15 protein-coding genes and 1 tRNA gene are annotated in these 17526 nt (G+C 72.3%); 7 read left to right on the forward strand and 9 right to left on the reverse strand.

The window, feature by feature from the left end:
- Positions 1-2 precede the first annotated feature (2 nt).
- Positions 3-908, reverse strand: coding sequence for a carbohydrate ABC transporter permease (locus tag OEB99_RS03170; RefSeq protein WP_263508293.1), 906 nt, complete (start codon positions 906-908; stop codon positions 3-5).
- Positions 909-1004: 96 nt separating this feature from the next.
- Entirely contained in the window at positions 1005-2303 is a 1299-nt protein-coding gene (locus OEB99_RS03175) for an ABC transporter substrate-binding protein (protein ID WP_263508295.1), read from the reverse strand.
- A 276-nt stretch (positions 2304-2579) separates the two neighbouring features.
- On the opposite strand from OEB99_RS03175, the gene OEB99_RS03180 reads away from it, so the two are divergent.
- The gene (locus OEB99_RS03180; RefSeq protein ID WP_263508298.1) at positions 2580-3605 is read left to right on the forward strand and encodes a LacI family DNA-binding transcriptional regulator; all 1026 of its coding nucleotides are present in this window, start codon (positions 2580-2582) and stop codon (positions 3603-3605) included.
- Positions 3606-3619: 14 nt separating this feature from the next.
- On the opposite strand, the gene OEB99_RS03185 is transcribed toward OEB99_RS03180, so the two are convergent.
- Positions 3620-4213, reverse strand: a complete 594-nt coding sequence (locus OEB99_RS03185) for an acyl-CoA-like ligand-binding transcription factor (protein ID WP_263508300.1) — start codon at positions 4211-4213, stop codon at positions 3620-3622.
- A gap of 99 nt (positions 4214-4312) precedes the next feature.
- Between OEB99_RS03185 and OEB99_RS03190 the strand changes: the two genes are divergently transcribed.
- From OEB99_RS03190 to OEB99_RS03200, 3 genes are all read left to right on the forward strand, one after another.
- Entirely contained in the window at positions 4313-4708 is a 396-nt protein-coding gene (locus OEB99_RS03190) for a hypothetical protein (protein WP_263508301.1), read from the forward strand.
- Positions 4709-4744: 36 nt separating this feature from the next.
- A complete protein-coding gene (locus tag OEB99_RS03195; protein WP_263508302.1) occupies positions 4745-5731 on the forward strand; it encodes a zinc-binding dehydrogenase in 987 nt (328 codons plus the stop codon).
- Between the two features lie 143 nt (positions 5732-5874).
- The gene (locus OEB99_RS03200; protein WP_263508303.1) at positions 5875-6852 is read left to right on the forward strand and encodes a hypothetical protein; all 978 of its coding nucleotides are present in this window, start codon (positions 5875-5877) and stop codon (positions 6850-6852) included.
- A 16-nt stretch (positions 6853-6868) separates the two neighbouring features.
- Here OEB99_RS03200 and OEB99_RS03205 read toward each other — a convergent pair whose 3' ends face one another.
- Complete coding sequence (locus OEB99_RS03205; protein ID WP_263508304.1) at positions 6869-7372, reverse strand: GAF domain-containing protein; 504 nt, start codon at positions 7370-7372, stop codon at positions 6869-6871.
- A 400-nt stretch (positions 7373-7772) separates the two neighbouring features.
- Between OEB99_RS03205 and OEB99_RS03210 the strand changes: the two genes are divergently transcribed.
- Positions 7773-8168: a chemotaxis protein CheW gene (locus OEB99_RS03210; protein WP_263508305.1), complete on the forward strand. Its 396-nt coding sequence runs from the start codon at positions 7773-7775 to the stop codon at positions 8166-8168.
- 184 nt (positions 8169-8352) lie between these two features.
- Here OEB99_RS03210 and OEB99_RS03215 read toward each other — a convergent pair whose 3' ends face one another.
- Positions 8353-8817 carry a pyridoxamine 5'-phosphate oxidase family protein gene (locus tag OEB99_RS03215; protein ID WP_263508306.1) on the reverse strand — a complete coding sequence of 155 codons (465 nt, stop codon included), beginning with the start codon at positions 8815-8817 and terminating at the stop codon, positions 8353-8355.
- Between the two features lie 110 nt (positions 8818-8927).
- On the opposite strand from OEB99_RS03215, the gene OEB99_RS03220 reads away from it, so the two are divergent.
- Positions 8928-9722 carry a class I SAM-dependent methyltransferase gene (locus OEB99_RS03220; protein ID WP_263508308.1) on the forward strand — a complete coding sequence of 265 codons (795 nt, stop codon included), beginning with the start codon at positions 8928-8930 and terminating at the stop codon, positions 9720-9722.
- 146 nt (positions 9723-9868) lie between these two features.
- Here OEB99_RS03220 and OEB99_RS03225 read toward each other — a convergent pair.
- Positions 9869-9952: transfer RNA gene (locus OEB99_RS03225), tRNA-Leu, on the reverse strand.
- Positions 9953-10092: 140 nt separating this feature from the next.
- On the opposite strand from OEB99_RS03225, the gene OEB99_RS03230 reads away from it, so the two are divergent.
- Entirely contained in the window at positions 10093-11340 is a 1248-nt protein-coding gene (locus tag OEB99_RS03230) for an AI-2E family transporter (RefSeq protein WP_263508309.1), read from the forward strand.
- A 55-nt stretch (positions 11341-11395) separates the two neighbouring features.
- On the opposite strand, the gene OEB99_RS03235 is transcribed toward OEB99_RS03230, so the two are convergent.
- Genes OEB99_RS03235 through OEB99_RS03245 form a run of 3 tightly spaced genes read right to left on the reverse strand, consistent with a single transcriptional unit; the run spans position 11396 to position 17461 of the window.
- Positions 11396-15067: a PHP domain-containing protein gene (locus OEB99_RS03235; protein WP_411910652.1), complete on the reverse strand. Its 3672-nt coding sequence runs from the start codon at positions 15065-15067 to the stop codon at positions 11396-11398.
- On the reverse strand, positions 15060-16712 hold the full coding sequence (locus tag OEB99_RS03240; RefSeq protein ID WP_263508310.1) for a DNA polymerase Y family protein: 1653 nt from the start codon (positions 16710-16712) through the stop codon (positions 15060-15062). The genes OEB99_RS03235 and OEB99_RS03240 overlap by 8 nt, the downstream gene beginning before the upstream one ends.
- Positions 16709-17461 carry a hypothetical protein gene (locus tag OEB99_RS03245; protein WP_263508311.1) on the reverse strand — a complete coding sequence of 251 codons (753 nt, stop codon included), beginning with the start codon at positions 17459-17461 and terminating at the stop codon, positions 16709-16711. The genes OEB99_RS03240 and OEB99_RS03245 overlap by 4 nt, the downstream gene beginning before the upstream one ends.
- Between the last annotated feature and the right edge of the window lie 65 nt (positions 17462-17526).

Genomic DNA, 17526 nt, shown 5'->3' on the forward strand with positions numbered 1-17526 from the left:
CGTCACTCCTCGTCCGGCGCGCGGAACGCCCGCAGCTGGGCGGCGTTGAGGGCGACCAGCGCGAGCAGCACGATGACCGACAGGGCCGCGGCGACCCCGAGGTCGTTCTGGCCCTGGAAGGCGACCGAGTAGATGAGCTGCACCACCGTGATCGTGCTGTTGTCGGGACCGCCCTTGGTGAGGATGTAGAACTGCTCGAACGCGAGCAGCGAACCCGTGACGCACAGCACCGTGGTCAGCGCGAGCGTCGGGCGCAGCAGCGGGAGCGTGATCCGCCGGAAGGTCTGCCAGCGTGACGCACCGTCCACCCGGGCCGCCTCGAACACGTCGTCCGGGATGCCCTGCAGACCGACGAGCATCAGCAGCATGTAGAAGCCGGCGAACCGCCACACGATGAGGAAGGTGGTGGACAGCAGGGCCGCGGTGGGCGTGCCGAGGAAGCTGAGGCCGAGCCGGTCCATGAGGCCTGCGGCGGGACCCACCAGCGGTGAGTACAGCACGTAGAACAGCAGCGACGCGGACGCGAGCCCGAGGGCGCTGGGCACCAGGAACGCGGTTCGCAGCAAGCCCTTCCACCGGCTGCTCTCCTGGACCAGCAGGGCCAGGGCGAGGCCGAGGCCGATGAGCAGGACGGTGGCCAGAACGGTGTACTTCAGGGTGAAGACGACCGAGTCGGCGAAGAAGCGGTTCGAGACGGCCGCCGTGTAGTTGTCGGGGAAGTTCCACCCCTGGTTCCCCGAGAGCAGCGGCCATCGCGAGACCGACATCTGCAGCACCAGGAGCAGCGGCACCACGAACAGCACGAACACGAAGGCCGCGGTGGGTGCGGCGTACATCCAGCCGGTGCGCCGGTTGCCGCGGCTCGTGGCCCGGCGGATCAGCGGCCGGCGCGCAGCAGTCGTCGTCATCGAGCACCTTCCTCGCGTTCGGGCCGTGGGGTCACCTGACGAAGCCGGTCCCTCGTGCTGCCGGACCACCTGCCGGCAGCACGAGGGACCTGCGGCTCACTGACCGAGCACGGCGGTGACCTCGTCGTTGTCGGCCTGGAGCGTGCTCGCGTCACCCAGGATCTGGTCACGCACGAGCGTCAGCCACGGGCTGTTCGTGGCGTTGTAGGCCTGCTGGAAGTTCAGCGCGACAGGTGTCTGCCCGTTGCCGGCGACCTGGTTGATCGTGACCAGGCGCGGGTCGGCCGTCGAGTACTCGTTCTCGGCCAGGTCGGACCGCGAGACCACGTCGTTGTCCTTGGCCAGGACTCCGACCTGGGCGTCCTCGGACATCATCCAGTTGAGGAAGTTCCACGCCTGAGCGGCGTTCTGGGAGTCCTTCGACACGCCGATCCCGTCACCGCCGACGAAGGTCGAGGCACCGCCACCCGGGCCTGGGATGCCTGCCACGCCGACATCGAAGCCGGTGGTCGAGGACAGCAGCGTCGCCGGGTAGAACATCAGGCCGACCTTGCCCTCGGTGAAGCCCGCGGTCCAGGTCGGGCCGGCCTCGTCCTTGGAGGACGGCAGCACGGCGCCGGAGTCCCACAGGTCACGCCAGATGCTGAAGACCTCGGTGCTCGGCGACTCGGCGAACAGCGCCTCCGTGCCGTCGGCGTTCATGACGTCGCCGCCGGCGGCCCAGACGCTGGGGAACCAGGTGAACACCAGGCACCCGCCGCAGTTGAGGCCGGTCGCGGTGCCGTAGACGTCGGGCTTGTTCATCGCCTGGATCGCCTTGGCGTCGGCCGCGTACTCCTCGAGGGTCGTCGGGGGCTGCTCGGGGTCGAGCCCGGCCTCGGCGTAGAGGTCCTTGTTCCAGAAGAGCATGGACAGGTCGAGCACGAACGGCAGCACGTACTCCTTGCCGTCCAAGGTGCCGGCCGAGAGGTGGCCCTTGTTGATCTGGTCCTTGAAGGACAGCCCGTCGATGTTGGTCGTCAGGTCCTGGAACAGACCCTGCTCGACCCAGTTCGGCACGTACACGATGTCGGCCGCGAACAGGTCCGGCAGACCGTTCGACCCCGCTGCGGCGCCGACCTTGGCCACGTAGTCGTCGTTCGGCACGACGGTGAGCGTGACCTGGTTCTGGTGGCTCGCGTTGTAGGCGTCCACCAGCAGGTTCGCCTGCTTCTCGAGCGGCGCCCGCGTCCACAGCGTCAGCTCGGTGCCGTCGTCCACTCCCTCGGGCCCGGCACTCGCCGCATCACTGCCGCCGGACGAACCGCCACCGCACGCCGCCATGCCGAGCGCGAGACTCGCGGCCGCGAGCCCGGTCACGGCCCGGCGCCCAACCCTGCCAAGCCTGGTCTTCATACCGACTCCTCACGTCGAGGGGCCCGCCACGCCGCCTTCGGCTGACCGTCGCCCCTCCGAAACGAATTCCGGACCCTGCTTCGTCACTGCCCGGCAGCCATGGCCAGAACATCGATCACCTTGGTCGCCATTAACGCTGTGACCTGCACCATGAGATCTCGCTTTGATGTCGCGGCAACCTCGCCCGGCATCTCGAAACCCGTTTCGGAAACTACTTGATCTCGGCTCGCTCGTCAACACCCTTCACGCTAGAGTGCCTACCGGAAGAGGAGACCCATGCGCGCTCGGAAGATCGCTCGGCCGACCACTCTCAGCGATGTCGCTCGGCTCGCCGGGGTCTCCCCAGCGACCGCGTCGAAGGCCCTGAACGGCCGCGACGAGGTGGCCCCGGCCACCCGCCAGCGGGTGATCGACGCGGCGGAGCGACTGGCGTTCAGCCCGAACCAGCTGGCCAAGGGTCTCTTCGCCGGCCGCACCGGCACCGTCGGACTGCTGACCAGCGACCTCGAGGGCCGGTTCGTCATCCCGATCCTCATGGGGGCGGAGGACGCCTTCGGCGCCGGCCAGGTGAACGCGTTCCTGTGCGATGCGCGCGGCGACGAGATCCGCGAGCAGCACCACCTGCGCGCGCTGCTGAGCCGACGCATCGACGGCCTGATCGTGGTGGGCCGGCAGACGGACCCCCGCCCGTCGCTCGGGCACGACCTCGGCGTACCCGTGGTGTACGCCTACGCCCCGTCCGACGACGAGACGGATCTGTCGATCACGCCGGACAACGTCGAGGCGGGCCGGATGGCGGCCGAGCACCTGATCAGCCTCGGCCGCACGCGCATCGCCCAGATCTCCGGCGACCGGAGCTACGCGGCGGCCCGCGACCGCGTCACGGGCGCCAACCAGGCGTTCAAGGCCGCCGGGCTGACCCCGGTCGGCGACGTGATGTTCGGTGACTGGTCGGAGACCTGGGGGCGGGACGCGGCCGCGGCGATGCTCGCGCAGCACCCGGAGATCGACGCGGTCCTGTGCGGGTCCGACCAGATCTCCCGCGGCGTCCTGGACCACCTGCGTGACATCGGCCGGTCGGTCCCGCACGACGTGGCCGTCATGGGCTTCGACAACTGGCTCGTGCTGACCACCAACGCGCGCCCGCAGCTCTCGAGCATCGACGCCAACCTCAAGCAGCTGGGCCGCACGGCCGCCGAGCGGGTGTTCGCCGCGCTCGACGGCGAGGACATCGGTACCGGCATCGAGCTGACGCCACCGCGTCTCGTGATCCGCGGCTCGACCGTGGCACGCCTGGGCTAGCTCCCCCGCGCAGGTCAGTCGCGGATCGCACCCTCCACGGCCGCGAACGCGCCCCCGATCATCTCGGCGAGGTCGCCCCGGGCGCCGTCGGCGACCCAGCGTTCGAAGGAGACGCGCAGGGCGCCGCCCGCGACCACGGCCGTCATCTCGGGCGCGAGGTCGCGCTCGTCCGCTCCGGTGCGCCGACGCACGGCGTCGCGGACCGCGCCCTCCCAGCGGGAGTACTCGAGCATGTCGCGCGCGACCAGCGACGGCGTCGCGGCGACGATCCGCGCCCGGGTCAGGGCCGCGGTGGCGTCCATCCCGAGCGCACGGCCGAGCTCGATCATCGCGTTGCGGACCGACTCCAGCGGGTGCTCCACGGCGGGCCGCGCCTCGATCGTGGCCGCGAAGAGCGCGAGCTGCTCGCCGCTGTCCGGCCACAGGACGTCCTCCTTCGCGCCGAAGTAGCGGAAGAACGTGCGCTCCGAGACCCAGGCGCGCTCGGCGATCTCACCGACGGTGACCGCGTCGTAGCCGCGCTCGGCGAACAGCTCGGTCGCGGCGGCGACGAGCTGTTCGCGGGTACGGAGCTTCTTGCGGTCCCGCAGCGACTCGGTGGCGTCCATGCCGGACAGCGTAGCGCGTGCGGACAGACACCGCCATACGGCGCTCACCTGTTTTTGGCAGTCATTGACATCTGACAGAGTGCGACCTACGGTGGTGCCATGACCAAGGAGCAAGCCGTGACCCACCTCACCGCCACCCCCGCCCTCGTCGTCGCCTTCGCGATCATGGCCGTGACCGGTCTGCTGCTGATGCGCTCGGCGCCGTCGTACGGATCGCTGCTGATCAACCTGCACAAGGTCGGAGTGCTGCTGCTGATCGCCGCGGTCGTGCTGCGCGCCCGCGCGGCCCACCTCGACACCGGCCTGCCCGGCACCACCTGGGCCGTGCTCGTGGTGGTGGCCGTCGCCGTGGTGCTCGCGGTCGCCACCGGCGGACTGCTCAGCGCACTGTCCAGCCCGCCGGCTGCGGTCCTCGTGGCGCACCGGATCCTGCCGTTCGCGGTCCTCGCGACCACCGTCGTCGCCGCCGTGCTGGTGCCGGCCCCGGTCCGCTGAGCGCACGCGACCCACCCCGCGAAGGAGCAGAACCCCATGACCACGTACACCAGCGTCACGGTGACCCACCGGGGAGGCCTCGACGCCGTGGCAGTGCTCGACCGGCCGCTGCGCGACCCCGAGCCCGGCGAGGCCCGGATCCGCGTGATCACAGCACCGGTGTGCCAGGACGACGTCGCGATCCGGATCGGGAACCGCCCGTTCCTGCGCAAGCCCCCGTTCGTGCCGGGCTACGCCTTCATCGGCGTCGTGGACGCGGTCGGCGAGGGCGTCACGGACGTGTCGGTCGGCGACCGGGTCACGGCCCTGACCCAGTTCGACAGCCACGCCGAGGTGATCTACCGCCCCCAGGGCGAGCTCGCCCCCGTGCCTGATGAGCTCGATCCCGTCCGGGCCGCTCCCCTGGTGCTCAACTACCTCGTCGCGCAGCAGGTCCTGCACCGCGTTGCCCACGTCGAGCGCGGGCAGTCGGTCCTCGTGATCGGAGCCAGCGGCGGAGTCGGCACCGCGTTCCTCGACCTGGCTCGACTCGCCGGCCTACGCGCCTACGGCACCGCGTCGCCCCGCAAGCACCCGGTCGTGGCCGGCTACGGCGCCACGCCGATCGACTACCGTTCCGGCGACCTGGTCGCTGCCGTCCGCCGGCACGAGCCCGACGGCGTGGACCTCGTGGTCAACGGCATGGGCCCGGAGTACCTGAGCGACGGTCTGGCCGCGCTACGACGAGGCGGCAGGCTCGTCGCCTACGGCGCCCCGCAGGGCCTCGGCGCCCTGGCTGTCCTGATCGGCCGGCTCGTCGCCACGAACGTCACGCCGAACGGCAAGAGGATCATCGGCTACGGCACCCACCGCGAAGGCGTCACCTCGTTCAAGGAGGACTGGGCCACGCTGTTCGAGCTGCTCGGCCGGCGGCAGATCGAGCCTCTGGTCGCCGGGACCTACCCGCTGCGCCGGGCACGGGACGCCTACGCCCGGCTCGAGAGCGGGAGTGTGGCGGGCACCCTGGTGCTCACCGTGCCGTAGGCCGCTCGGCCGCGCGGACGGTGCACCGGGGCGGCGTCCGTTCTCGGCCGGCAGTGCCGCAGAGGACGGACACCGTGCGTGATCGATCTTGGACACCGATACCCTTCTCGCGCCAAACCGCCAGAACGCCGGAGGTGCCCCTCGTGACTGCCAGCGGACCTCGACCGTCGATCTGGGGCTACGCCGGGCGCGGCGTGGTCGTCGGGTTCGTGGTGTTCATCGTGTGGGGATTCGTGAGCCCGATCCTCATCGAGCGAGACAAGTACGAGTACTTCGGGTTCACCTGGATCAACCTCTTCGGGTGGGAGGCGATCGGCGTCATCGGTGGTCTCGCCCTCGGTGCCGTGGCGATCTCCAGGCACGACGCGCGGGTGCGGGCTGCCGCCGACACGCAGCGGGTGGCGGCCGGACGCCTGGAGCGTGAGCGGCACGCGGAGCAGCGACGTCAGCTCGAGGAGCGGATCTCCGGGTACGCCGCTCGGGCCGAACGTGAGTTCACCGGCCTTCCCACGACCCTCACCCAGGCGGCGGACCTGCACGACGAAGCCCTCGAGCACTTCCGCGAAGGTGCCTACTCGCCGTTCTGGTCGGCGATCGAGCGAGCGTTCGTCCTGCTGGGCACGTACAACGCAGCCCTGCGCACGATCCAGACGTGCGCTGACGACCATGCCAGGACCAGACAGTCCTACCTGGCCGGGGGCGGCTCCCCCGACGTCGTCGCACCCTTCCCGGTGACTCTGGTCGCCGCCGAGGCCACCGGGGCGGCCGAACCGGTGGCCGCTGCCCTGCGCACCCTGGCCTACCGCGCGCAGAAGGACCCCGTGTACGCCCAGATCTGGGAGCAGCGGCGCACGACCGCGGCTGTCGTCCAAGGGTTCACGAGCCTCGAGCACGCGGTCGGCAGCCTCGCCACCACGGTCCAGCAGAGCACGCTCGGCCTCGTCCACGAGCTCCGGTCGGTCGGAGCCGGCGTCGGACGCGCGACCGACGCGATCACCACCACGGCGACCGAAGCGGAGCGGTCGCGTGACGCCGCAGCCACCCAGCTCCGGACGACCGTGGAGCGGGCCGTCTGGCTGCTCGACGACCATCGTCAACGGGCGGCCGGCTGGCGCACGTGAACCCGGCCCGCTCCTGTCATCGGTCGACGCGGATCGCCCCGGACTCCAGGCCCTCCCGTGCCCGGTCGGCGGCGTCGCGCTGAGCGGAGATCTCCAGCTCGGCACCCGCGGTGCTACGGAGGTGAGCGATCGCGGCCTGCTGAGCGGCCGTCAGCGCCGCCGGGCGCTGCCACCACAGGTCGATCACCGACTCGACGCGTCCCTGCGCGCCGATCGGCACGGCCGTCACCGACCGCAGGCCACCCAGCAGGGCACGGACGCGCACCCCGGGATCACGGCGGTCGACGTGCCAGTCGGGGACGGTGAGGACCTGGCCGTAGGCCGCGGCGGTCACGGCCGGGCCCCGGCATGCCTGCTCCTGCCACTGCTCGGCCTCCCGAGCACGGGGCCCGGTGCAGTGCACCAGGCGGGGACCACCGTCGGCATCGAAGCCGAGGACACACGCCTCGTCGGCGCCGAGACCGAGCACCGCCACACGAGCCAGCCAGCGCAGAACCGCGTCGTGACGGGGTGCACTCACGTCCAGCAAGGGACCGTCTCCTTTGACCTGCCCTCACGCCCGGCTCTCCAGACGTAGCCCCATGGTCCTCTCGTTCAGCACGGCGCGCGTGGGACCTCGACGCCGAGATGCTGCCTGACCCGGGAGGTGAGTCTCGTCACATCGGTGTCGGCAGTGCGTGCCGGCGGATGCCCAACCGGACCCGTGAGGAGCTAGCATCGAGCTCCCGGTACCAGCGGCGCCTCGGGTACAGCCGAGGACGCGCGGACCGAGATCCGGCCGTCGCCCCGTACGCACCCTTGCGGCCCACCACGATCCCCGGATCCCACTTCGACGCCGGCCGGCGACCGCTCGGCGGGTTCGTCCCGAGGGACGACCCACCGGCCCCCTCCTCGACCCTCCGACCACCTGTGAGGCTTCGATGACCCCGCACCTGACATTCACCCTCGAAGGCACCCGCTACGCGCTCCCGACCACGGCCATCGCCGCCGTCCTGCCGGCGATGCCGTGGGCCGGTGGCCCCCTGGCCGCACCCACCACCCTGCGCCCCGTCGACGTGCGACCTGCCCTGGCGGGTGTGGCGACCCAGGCCGGCGCCGCCTGCCCGCTCGTCACGATCCGCAACGCGCTGCCGGTGGTGTTCCCGGTCGACAGCCTCGACCAGGTGACCGACCTCGGCGATCCCTCCGTCACGAGCGTCCACGGCGCCGACCTCGTCTCCGGGATGCACGGCGGTGCCGATCAGGTCCTCATCCTGAACCCGGTCGCCATCGTGCGGCTCGCCGACAACACCGTGACACCCTCACCCGAGGCCTGAGTCGCCAGGCGTCACCGGCGACGACCCGGCCGCACGCCCTCGGCTTCATGGACGCCGAGCCCGCGAGCGGGGACGTCCGGGCGCCGGATCGCGTGTCGCGGAAGTTCCGGTATGGCCCGGCGCTCGCGCTGACGCGGAGGAGTCGCCTCCTGACAACGGGCACCTGCCGACGGGCCGCTCGGCGTCACGGCTCCGGCGCCACCTTGTCTCGCCAGACCGTGTAGCGCGGCGGGAAGACCCCGCGCGGTTCGTAGTTCGCCCACATCACCCGGTCCAGCAGGAGCTCGACGAGAACGGTGTCCGGCCCCGGGATGAAGGGGCAGGCGGCGGCGACCTCGTCCCGCAGCGCGACGTCCGCGCTGATCCGGGCGCGGCCGACGACCATCAGCTCGTCGTCAACGTCCTCCGACCCGGTCGAGTGCAACGCGTAGCGTCCGTCACGTTCGAGGTCCTTCAGCTTGGGTGACGGTTCGATGAAGGCGAACATCGAGCCGACGGCCCAGACCGGCATGATCGGGTGGATCCTCGGTGCGCCGCCGCGATCGACCGTGGCGAGGTAGCCGAAGCCGGTTCCCGGGACGGTGAGCAGGGAGGTCGCCACCTCCGCCACATCTGGTGCCTGCCGTGCGAACTGCGCCCACGTGGCCATGGCGCCGATCCTGACACGGCGAGCGCGTGGGAGCTGGCCGTTGACGCGATGTCTCCGGGCCGGGACCAACGGCTCTCGCTCCCTCGGCGCGGGTCGGGCATCACTGAGATGTGCCGGAGCGATCGGGCGAGCCCGCGATGCAGGACTTCTACCGTCGCTTCTACGAGCGCGTGCCGACCTCGCCGGCCTACCGACGGCTCTGCGAGCTGAGCCTCGGGGGCGACCTGGGCCAGCACGGGTTCGCCGACCTCGCGCAGATCGACGACCTGATCGAAGCACTCCGGCCGCGCGCCGGGCACCGCGTCCTGGACCTGGGCTGCGGGACCGGACAGATCAGCGAGCGCGTCGCCGTGCGGACGGGCGCGGCGGTGACGGGTGTGGACTTGTCGCCCCTGGCGATCGCGGCCGCCAAGGCCAGGACCGCCGACCGCCCCGCGCTGGAGTTCGTCTGCGCCGATCTGAACACCCTCCGGCCCGAGCCGGCGAGCCTCGATGCCGTGATGGCGATCGACAGCCTCTACTTCGCCGACGACCTGCCCGACCTGGCAGCCCGGTTGCTCACAGCGCTGCGGCCGGGGGGACGGATGTCGTTCCTGCACAGCCACGGCCGGCTGCCGTGGATCCCCGAGGATGAGTTCGACCGATCGACGCTCGACCCGCAGCGGACCCCCGTCGGCGCGGCGCTGGTCGCCGCAGGCGCCGACCCGGTGGCCACCGACCTCACCGCCGAGGACGTACGGCTCGCCGAGCTGCGCCTGGAGGTGCTCCGCGCCCTGCACGACGATTTCGCCACCGAGGACCTGCTCGACGTGTGGGACAACCGGCGCGCCGAGGCCGACGGCACCCTCCGCGCCGCCCGAGCCGGCCTGCACCGCCGCTATCGGCTCGATGCGCAACGACGCTAGGCGTCACCCGCGGGCGCCCGTCGATCTACGCGACGGTCCACGTTGCCCGGTCGACCTCGGTGTGATCGGTCATCGCCCCGGACGCACGACGGGCCGTGACCCACATCTCTGCAGGTCACGGCCCGTCGGCTCGCTGTCTCAACGAGTGTCCGGAGGGGGACTTGAACCCCCACGCCCTATACGGGCACTAGCACCTCAAGCTAGCGCGTCTGCCATTCCGCCACCCGGACGAGGTGGACCCGACTCCTCGTGTCGAGGGGCCGAGCGCGGCGATAAAGATAACACGGAGTGGCGGGAGGCCAGGACGCCACCCCTGCGGCAGACTGGCGAGCATGGCGCCCGCCACCGGTCGGGTGCGCGGGGAGGTGCGGTGTCCGAGCACGACCAGTCCGGCGGAGCCGAACGCCCTCACCCGTCGGCCCAGCTCCCGGGCGGCAGCCGCGTGATCGGACGCGTCGCGGGTTCGCGTCGCAACGCGCCCACCGAGGTCGCGCCGTTGTGGCTGCGGGCGGCGGCCGCATGGTCCTGGCGGATCATCATCGTGATCGCCGCCGTGGCTCTGGCGTTCTACGCGACGACCCGGGTGCTGCTGCTGTTCATCGCCGTCTTCCTCGCGCTGGTCTTCACCGCGGTGCTGCGTCCCCTGGTCGGCGCGCTGAGCCGCTGGATCCCCCGCGGGCTGGCCACGACCCTGTCGATCATCCTGGCGTTCGCCGTGGTCGCCGGCCTGTTCACCTACATCGGGTTCTCCGTCGCCGGGCAGTGGAACAAGCTCGGCCAGCAGTTCAGCGACGGCATCCAGACGATCTTCGACTACCTCGCGGCGTCTCCGCTCCACCTCACGATCACCAGCGCCGACTTCGAGCAGTGGCTCACCCAGGCCCAGCAGTGGGTGCAGGACAACTCCGGTCAGGTCGCGAGCACGGCTCTGACCAGTGCGGGTTCGGTCGCGGAGGTGTTCGCCGCGCTGGCACTGGCGATCTTCCTCACGGTGTTCTTCCTGATCCGGGGCACCGAGATGTGGACCTGGTTCCTGAACCAGCTGCCGGCCAGCATGCGCGTGCCGTGGCACAGCGGTGGCCGCGTCGCGTGGGACACGTTCTCCGGGTACACCAGAGGAACGTTCCTGGTCGCCGCGTCCGACGGGTTCCTCGCCGGCATCGCACTACTGATCCTGCGCGTGCCGCTGGCGGCGCCGCTTGCCGTGCTCGTGTTCATCGGTGCCTTCATCCCGCTGATCGGCGCCCCGCTGGCCATGGTGATCGCGATGATCGTGGCGCTCGCCGCCAACGGGCCGATCACCGCGCTGATCGTGGGTCTGGTGATCGCCGGCATCGGCCAGCTCGAGGGGCACGTCCTGCAGCCGCTGATCATGGGCAAGCAGGTGTCGCTGCACCCGGTCGCCGTCGCGCTCTCGGTCACCGCCGGCACCTTGGTCGCGGGCATCCTCGGAGCGGTGATCGCCGTGCCACTCGTCGCGGTCGCCTGGGCGGTGTTCGCCCGGCTCCGCCATGTCGACCCACCGATCACGCTGGCCGAGCTCGACGCAGCGACAGCCGGACCACCTGGCGAGGACGACACCGACGACGACCAGGACGAGAACGCCGAAGACGACTGACCCCACCCGGCAGTCGGCCGGTCGCCGGGTGCGAGGCGGGCGACGCGCGCAGGGTTCAGCGGTAGTCGCGTGACGTGCTCGGGATGCGCAGCGACAGCGCCGACATGTGCTCGGCGAGCAGGTTCGTCGCGCCGTCGGCCCGTTCCAGGCGACCACGCACCACCAGTGCAGCCGAGGTGCGTGCGGCCGTGCGGAACCGTTGCCACACGCCGGCGGTGCAGATCACGTTGAGCAGGCCGGTCTCGTCCTCCAACGACAGGAACGTCACGCCGCCCGCAGTGCCTGGCCGCTGGCGGTGGGTCACCACGCCCGCGACGGCGACCCGGCGACCGGGCTCGTGGCGGTGCGCGTCGGCCACGGTGAGCACCCCGGCATCGGTCAGCCCGTTGCGCACGTACTGCGTCGGGTAGGAGTCCACCGACACCCCGGTGGCCCACACGTCGGCCATCGCGACCTCGACCTCGTCCATGCCCGGAAGCATCGGCGCCTCGACCCCGACCGAGACCCCCGGCAGGGTGTCCGGACCCTCCTGCGCCAGAGCGCCGGCAGCCCACAGCCCTTCGCGTCGCTCGACCCCGAAGCAGGACAGCGCTCCCGCCGTGGCCAGCGCCTCGAGCTGGGCGGTGGACAGCCGCACCCGGCGCACCAGGTCGCGCAGGTCGGCGAACGGACCTCCGGTGCCGCGCTCGTCGACCAGAGCCTGGGACACGTCGGTACCCATCCCCCGCACGGATGCCAGCCCGAGCCGCACGGCGAGCGTGCCGTCCACCACGAGGGAGACCTGCCCGGGGCGGACCTCGGTACAGGGCGGCTGGTCCGGCGCCGGCGTCCAGCGACCGTCGGTGTCGCTGCGCTCGGCGCACCGTTCCAGCCCCGCCTGCACGTCCGAGTGCTGCACGTCGGGCCGCAGCACCGGCACACCGTGCCGGCGTGCGTCTGCCACCAGGGACTGCGGTGAGTAGAAGCCCATCGGCTGGGCGGCGAGCAGCCCGGCGAAGAACGCTGCCGGGTGGTGCATCTTCAACCACGAGCTCGCATAGACCAGGTAGGCGAACGAGTACGCGTGCGACTCGGGGAAACCGAAGTCCGCGAACGCCTTGAGCTTGTCGAAGATCTGCTCTCGAACGTCCGGGCCGACACCGCGTTCGGCCATCCCGTCCATCAGTCGCGCCCGCAGCGCGTCCATCCGTTCCATCGAGCGCTTGGACCCCATCGCGCGCCGCAGCTGGTCGGCCTCGGCACCGGTGAACCCGGCGACGTCGATCGCCATCTGCATGAGCTGCTCCTGGAACAGCGGCACGCCCTTGGTCTTGGCCAGCGACGACTCGAGCAGCGGGTGCAGATAGGTCACCGGCTGTCGTCCCCTGACCCGGTCGATGTAGGGGTGCACCGACCCGCCCTGGATCGGGCCCGGCCGGATCAGCGCGACCTCGACGACGATGTCGTAGAACCTCCGTGGTCGCAGCCGCGGCAGGGTGGCCATCTGCGCGCGGGACTCGACCTGGAACACGCCGACGGTGTCCGCGGCGCACAGCAGGTCGTAGACCGCCGGGTCCTCCTGCGGCAAGGTGTGCAGGCCGAGCTCGACGTCCTCGTGCTCGGCGATCAGCTCGAACGCGATCCGCAGCGCGGACAGCATGCCGAGCCCGAGCAGGTCGAACTTCACCAGCCCGGCGTCGGCGCAGTCCTCCTTGTCCCACTGCAGCACCGTCCGGCCGGGCATCCGTGCCCACTCCACCGGGCAGACCTCGATGACCGGCCGGTCGCACATGACCATCCCGCCGGAGTGGATGCCGAGGTGCCGCGGCAGCCTCAGGAACCGTTCGGCGAGATCGATGACGTCGGCCGGGATGAGCCCTTCCTCGGTGGCCGCCGGGGGCCGGTGCGGCGGGACGACGTCGTGGCCGTCGTCGGTGACGGTGCCCGGCGGGGCCTCCCGGGAGCCCGGGTGCCCGAGCGTCGGGGTCCAGGTCGCCTCGCTGCGGCCGATCGCGCGTCCCACACCGGTGACGTCCGGGCCGCTCCCGGGGGGAGGTCCGGTGTGGTCGACGTGCGGGCGGTCGGGGCGGCCCGCCGGCGCGGCACGCTGTGGTTGCTCCGGCTTGCCGTAGGTGCCGTGCGGGCCGAACCAGGACGGCAACCCGTCCACCGCCGGCGGGCCGACCGGGCCGGACTTGTGCATGGTCCACCAGCTGCTGGCCGGCTCCGGGCCTTTGAGCGAGCCCCAGCGCTCCACCGACTTGCTCCAGGCGTCCTGCTGGCCGACGTCGTAGCCCAGCGCCCGGGCGGCGTCGCGCACCGCTGACCGCGGCCGGTAGGAGATCACGTTGGCGACCTGCGCCGCGTGCCGTCGACCGAACCGCTCGTAGACGTACTGGATGACCTCCTCGCGCCGGGTGGACTCGATGTCCACGTCGATGTCCGGAGGCCCGTCGCGCTCCGGGGCGAGGAAACGCTCGAACAGCAGGCCGTGGCGCACCGCATCCACCGCGGTGACCCCGAGCGCGTAGCAGACCGCCGAGTTGGCGGCCGAGCCGCGGCCCTGGCACAGGATCCCGCGCTGCCGGCAGAAGTCGGTCAGGTCGTGGACGATCAGGAAGTACCCCGGGAAGCCGAGCACCTCGATGACGTCCAGCTCGTGCGCGAGCTGAGCCCACGCGCCAGGGACCCGCTCGGCGTCCGGCGGCCCGTACCGTTCCAGGGCACCACGCCGGACGAGCTCCCGCAGCCAGCTGGCCTCGTCGTGCCCGGGCGGCACCGGGTAGGGCGGAAGGCTCGGCGCGACCAGCGCCAGGTCGAAGGCGCACTCGTCGGCGAGGGCCGCGGCCGTCACGACGGCCTGCGGGTGCCGCCGGTGCCGGTCGAGCATCTCGGCGGCCGAGCGCAGGTGCCGCCCGGTCCCCCCGGGCAACCAGCCGTCCACCTCCTCCATGCTCGACCTGGCCCGCACCGCGGCCAGCGCCGCGGCGAGGTCGGCGTCGGCCGGCCCGGCGTGGTGCGCGTTGGTGGTCGCGACCACCGGCAGCCCTGCGTCGACCGCGAGCGCGGCGAGGGCGTCGTTGCGCTCGGTGTCCCAGGGGTCGGCGTTGTCGGTCAGCTCGACGGCGACGTTGTCCGAGCCGAACAGTGTGACCAGCCGGTCCAGCTCGGCCCGTGCGGCGTCGAGGTCGAGGCGCGAACCGTCCCGGTACGTCCGTCTGGCCCGCCCGGTGCCCTCCAACGCCTGACGCACCGCGCCCTTGCGACACCCGGTCAGCACGAGCCACTGACCGTCGGCGGCGGCCGCGAGCTCCTCGAGCCGGTAGCGCGCCACCCCCTTGGCACCGGTGACGAGGTGCCCGTCGGCGATCGCCGAGGACAACGACCGGTACCCGTCAGGACCACGGGCCAGCACCAGCAGGTGGGTCGCACGCGGGTCCGGTGTGCCGGTCGGCTCGTCCAGCACACCGTCCACGGTGGCCAGGTGCAGCTCGGCACCGAACACCGTGGGCAGGCCGACGTCACGCGCCGCCTGAGCGAACCGCACCACGCCGTACAGGCCGTCGTGGTCGGTCAGGGCGAGGCCGGACAGACCCAGCCGAGCCGCCTCGGCGACCAGGTCCTCGGGCTGGCTCGCGCCGTCGAGGAAGCTGAACGCGGAGTGCGCATGCAGCTCGGCGTACCGCGGCGGAGACGCGGGTCGCGCGCCGGTCAGGGGCCGCTCACCGGACATGGGCAGGTCAGTCATAGCGCGCCTCGAGCGACCAGACCCCGTCGCGCAGGGCCAGCAGCACAGCACGGCCGTCCGCCAGGGTGACCTGCAGGTACACCGCTCGCCGAGGGTCGTTCGACCACCACCGCTGCACCACCGGCCACGGTCCCGCCCATCCGGTGACCGAGGTCTGCGAGGTGCCGTCCGGCCACCACACCGTCGCCGGGTCGGCGCTCATGATCAGCCGGGCGTCGATCTCGACCCGCCGGCCGTCGGTCCCGCACAGCTGGACCGGCTGCGGTACCGGGAGCACCGTGGCGGGGGCCGGCGGCGGCAGCCTGCCGGGCCAGGGTGCATCCGCCCGACGCCCCGGTGGCACGGCGTCGCCCCAGGGCACCAGCTGGACCTGGTCCCGCACCTCGCGCCCGCCCTGGACCCGGGCGGACAGCACTGCCTCGGCACCGAGCAGACCCTGGACGCGATGCACCGCCCGATGTGCGCGGAGGTCCGACCCGGCCGCCTGGCCCCACAGCCGGCCCTGCTCGGCGCCGACCGCGACGACCTCCTCGGCCCGCAGCGCGAGCCTGGTCAGCGGTGCCGGCGGCGGGTCGCCGTCGCCCCTGCGCAGCTGCTGGGCGGTCAACCAGCCGTCGAGCTGCCAACGCACCCGGTCGGTCAACCTGGCCACCGACAGCCCGCCGAGCGCGGTGTCGGTGCGCCAGGTGCGCACGAGCTCGTTGCCCTCGGCCGTGGTCGCGGAGATCTGGACCCGTCCGCACCCGGCTCCGGCCTCGACCATCACGGTGTGCAGCCGACCGGCGAGCCGTCGGGCCACGAACGCCGCCTGCTCGACGGTCTCCACCGGCGGGTCGAGGTCGAGGTCGACCGCGACGTCGGCCTCGGGACGGCGCAACGCGGTGGGGCGGTCGTCCTGCCCCGAGGCGACCTGGTGCGCCCACTGCCCCCACGGCCCGAACCGGGCGAGCACGTCACGCCGAGGCAGGGCTGCCAGGTCTCCCAGGGTGCGCACACCGAGCCGGACCAACAGGTCGACGAGCTCGTCGACCTCGGCGACACCGTCGGGTGCCACCACGTGACGCAGCTCGCCGACACCCCGCCCGGCGAGGAACGACGCCGTACCCCCGGAGGGCACCATGGCGTGCGCCCGGGCGGCGATCACCGCGGCCCCCACACCGTCGGCCATGCCCACCTGAGCCTCGCACCCGGCCTCGGCCACCGCCTCGACAAGCAGCTGCGCGAGCGCCTGCTCCGAGCCGTGGTACCGCCCGGCGCCCGCAGCAGGCAGCAGCACGAGACCCGGCCGGGTGACCTCGAGCCCGGCGACCACCGTCTCGGCGGCGAGGACCACGGGCTCGAACTCGCGCACGTCCCGCCCGGGGTCGGCGGGCAGCAGGACGAGGTCGGGGCACACCTGCTGCGCGGCCCTGCGTCGCATGCCGCGCCGCACCCCCAGACGTCGGGCCGGTGCGGAGGCGGCGACCAGGCGGTGCCCGTCGTGCACGGCTGCCGGCAGGTGTGCGGGCACCTGCTCGACCTGCATCGCGGCGATCACCGGCCAGTCCGGTACCCACAGCGCTGCGGTCCGTCGTGGCCGCGACGTGCCGGCCGGCAGGTCCAGACTCGGCGGGCCACCCGGCGACGGGGTCTCGGTCGCAGTCATCCGACCCGCTCCAGCCCGACCACGACACCGTCGCGCACACCGCCGTGCGGGACGGTGTCGACCTCACCGCCGTGCAGCCGCACCTCACCCCGCCACCCGCGCGCCGCCGAGCCCCGGCCGGCCCGGCTCACCGTGAGCACCCGGTCACGCAGCCGCCCGTTCCCGCGCCCGACCCCCGACCATCGGGTCCTCTCGACGGTGAGCTGCACCGAGGCTCCTGGCCACGGGGTCGTGGCGACCAGGACCGCGGACCGTTCCCTGGCCCGTGCGCTGAGCCGACGCCGGTCGGCGTCGGCGAGCGCGACATCACCGACGACCACCGCATCCACGCCGTCCACGAGCGCCGCGATCACGCGTGGCCCGTCCGGACCGGGGTCCGGCACCAGGACCACACGGTCCAGCGCGAGCCCGAGCTGGTGGGCAGCGAGCATGCCGACCGCAGGCATGCCGACCACGGCGACCCAGCTGCCGGCAGCGGAGGCGGCGCCGAGCATCGTCAGGACGAGGGAGGTCGACCCGGTCACGGTCACGGTGGCGCCACGGGTCAGCCCGCCGGGCAGCAGCGGTGCCAACGCCGGGGCGATCGGCAGCACCGTGTGGTCGTCGGCGGACCTGCGGACCTCGCCGGAACGCCACGGCTTGCGACGCGTACCGGTGCGCTCCTCGGCACTGGCCAGCACGGCGCGTGCAGCCGCTGCCCTGGCGGCACGGTCGGCATGCTCGGCCGGACGCACCGTCACCGCAGTCATGCCGCACCTCGATCCACGATCGTTCGACCACCGGTCGATCTGTTCGAACACCTGTTCGAGTATCG

Source organism: Actinotalea endophytica (assembly GCF_025717005.1).
In the GTDB taxonomy this organism is placed as follows: Bacteria; Actinomycetota; Actinomycetes; order Actinomycetales; family Cellulomonadaceae; genus Actinotalea.

What these genes read in the sequence shown, in the direction of transcription:
- OEB99_RS03215 (WP_263508306.1), bottom strand. Translation starts at nt 8,817, where the DNA reads ATGGCCACGTGGGCGCAGTTCGCACGGCAGGCACCAGATGTGGCGGAG.
- OEB99_RS03190 (WP_263508301.1), top strand. Translation starts at nt 4,313, where the DNA reads ATGACCAAGGAGCAAGCCGTGACCCACCTCACCGCCACCCCCGCCCTC.
- OEB99_RS03195 (WP_263508302.1), top strand. Translation starts at nt 4,745, where the DNA reads ATGACCACGTACACCAGCGTCACGGTGACCCACCGGGGAGGCCTCGAC.
- OEB99_RS03235 (WP_411910652.1), bottom strand. Translation starts at nt 15,067, where the DNA reads ATGACTGACCTGCCCATGTCCGGTGAGCGGCCCCTGACCGGCGCGCGA.
- OEB99_RS03245 (WP_263508311.1), bottom strand. Translation starts at nt 17,461, where the DNA reads ATGACTGCGGTGACGGTGCGTCCGGCCGAGCATGCCGACCGTGCCGCC.
- OEB99_RS03170 (WP_263508293.1), bottom strand. Translation starts at nt 908, where the DNA reads ATGACGACGACTGCTGCGCGCCGGCCGCTGATCCGCCGGGCCACGAGC.
- OEB99_RS03210 (WP_263508305.1), top strand. Translation starts at nt 7,773, where the DNA reads ATGACCCCGCACCTGACATTCACCCTCGAAGGCACCCGCTACGCGCTC.
- OEB99_RS03180 (WP_263508298.1), top strand. Translation starts at nt 2,580, where the DNA reads ATGCGCGCTCGGAAGATCGCTCGGCCGACCACTCTCAGCGATGTCGCT.
- OEB99_RS03240 (WP_263508310.1), bottom strand. Translation starts at nt 16,712, where the DNA reads ATGACTGCGACCGAGACCCCGTCGCCGGGTGGCCCGCCGAGTCTGGAC.
- OEB99_RS03185 (WP_263508300.1), bottom strand. Translation starts at nt 4,213, where the DNA reads ATGGACGCCACCGAGTCGCTGCGGGACCGCAAGAAGCTCCGTACCCGC.
- OEB99_RS03175 (WP_263508295.1), bottom strand. Translation starts at nt 2,303, where the DNA reads ATGAAGACCAGGCTTGGCAGGGTTGGGCGCCGGGCCGTGACCGGGCTC.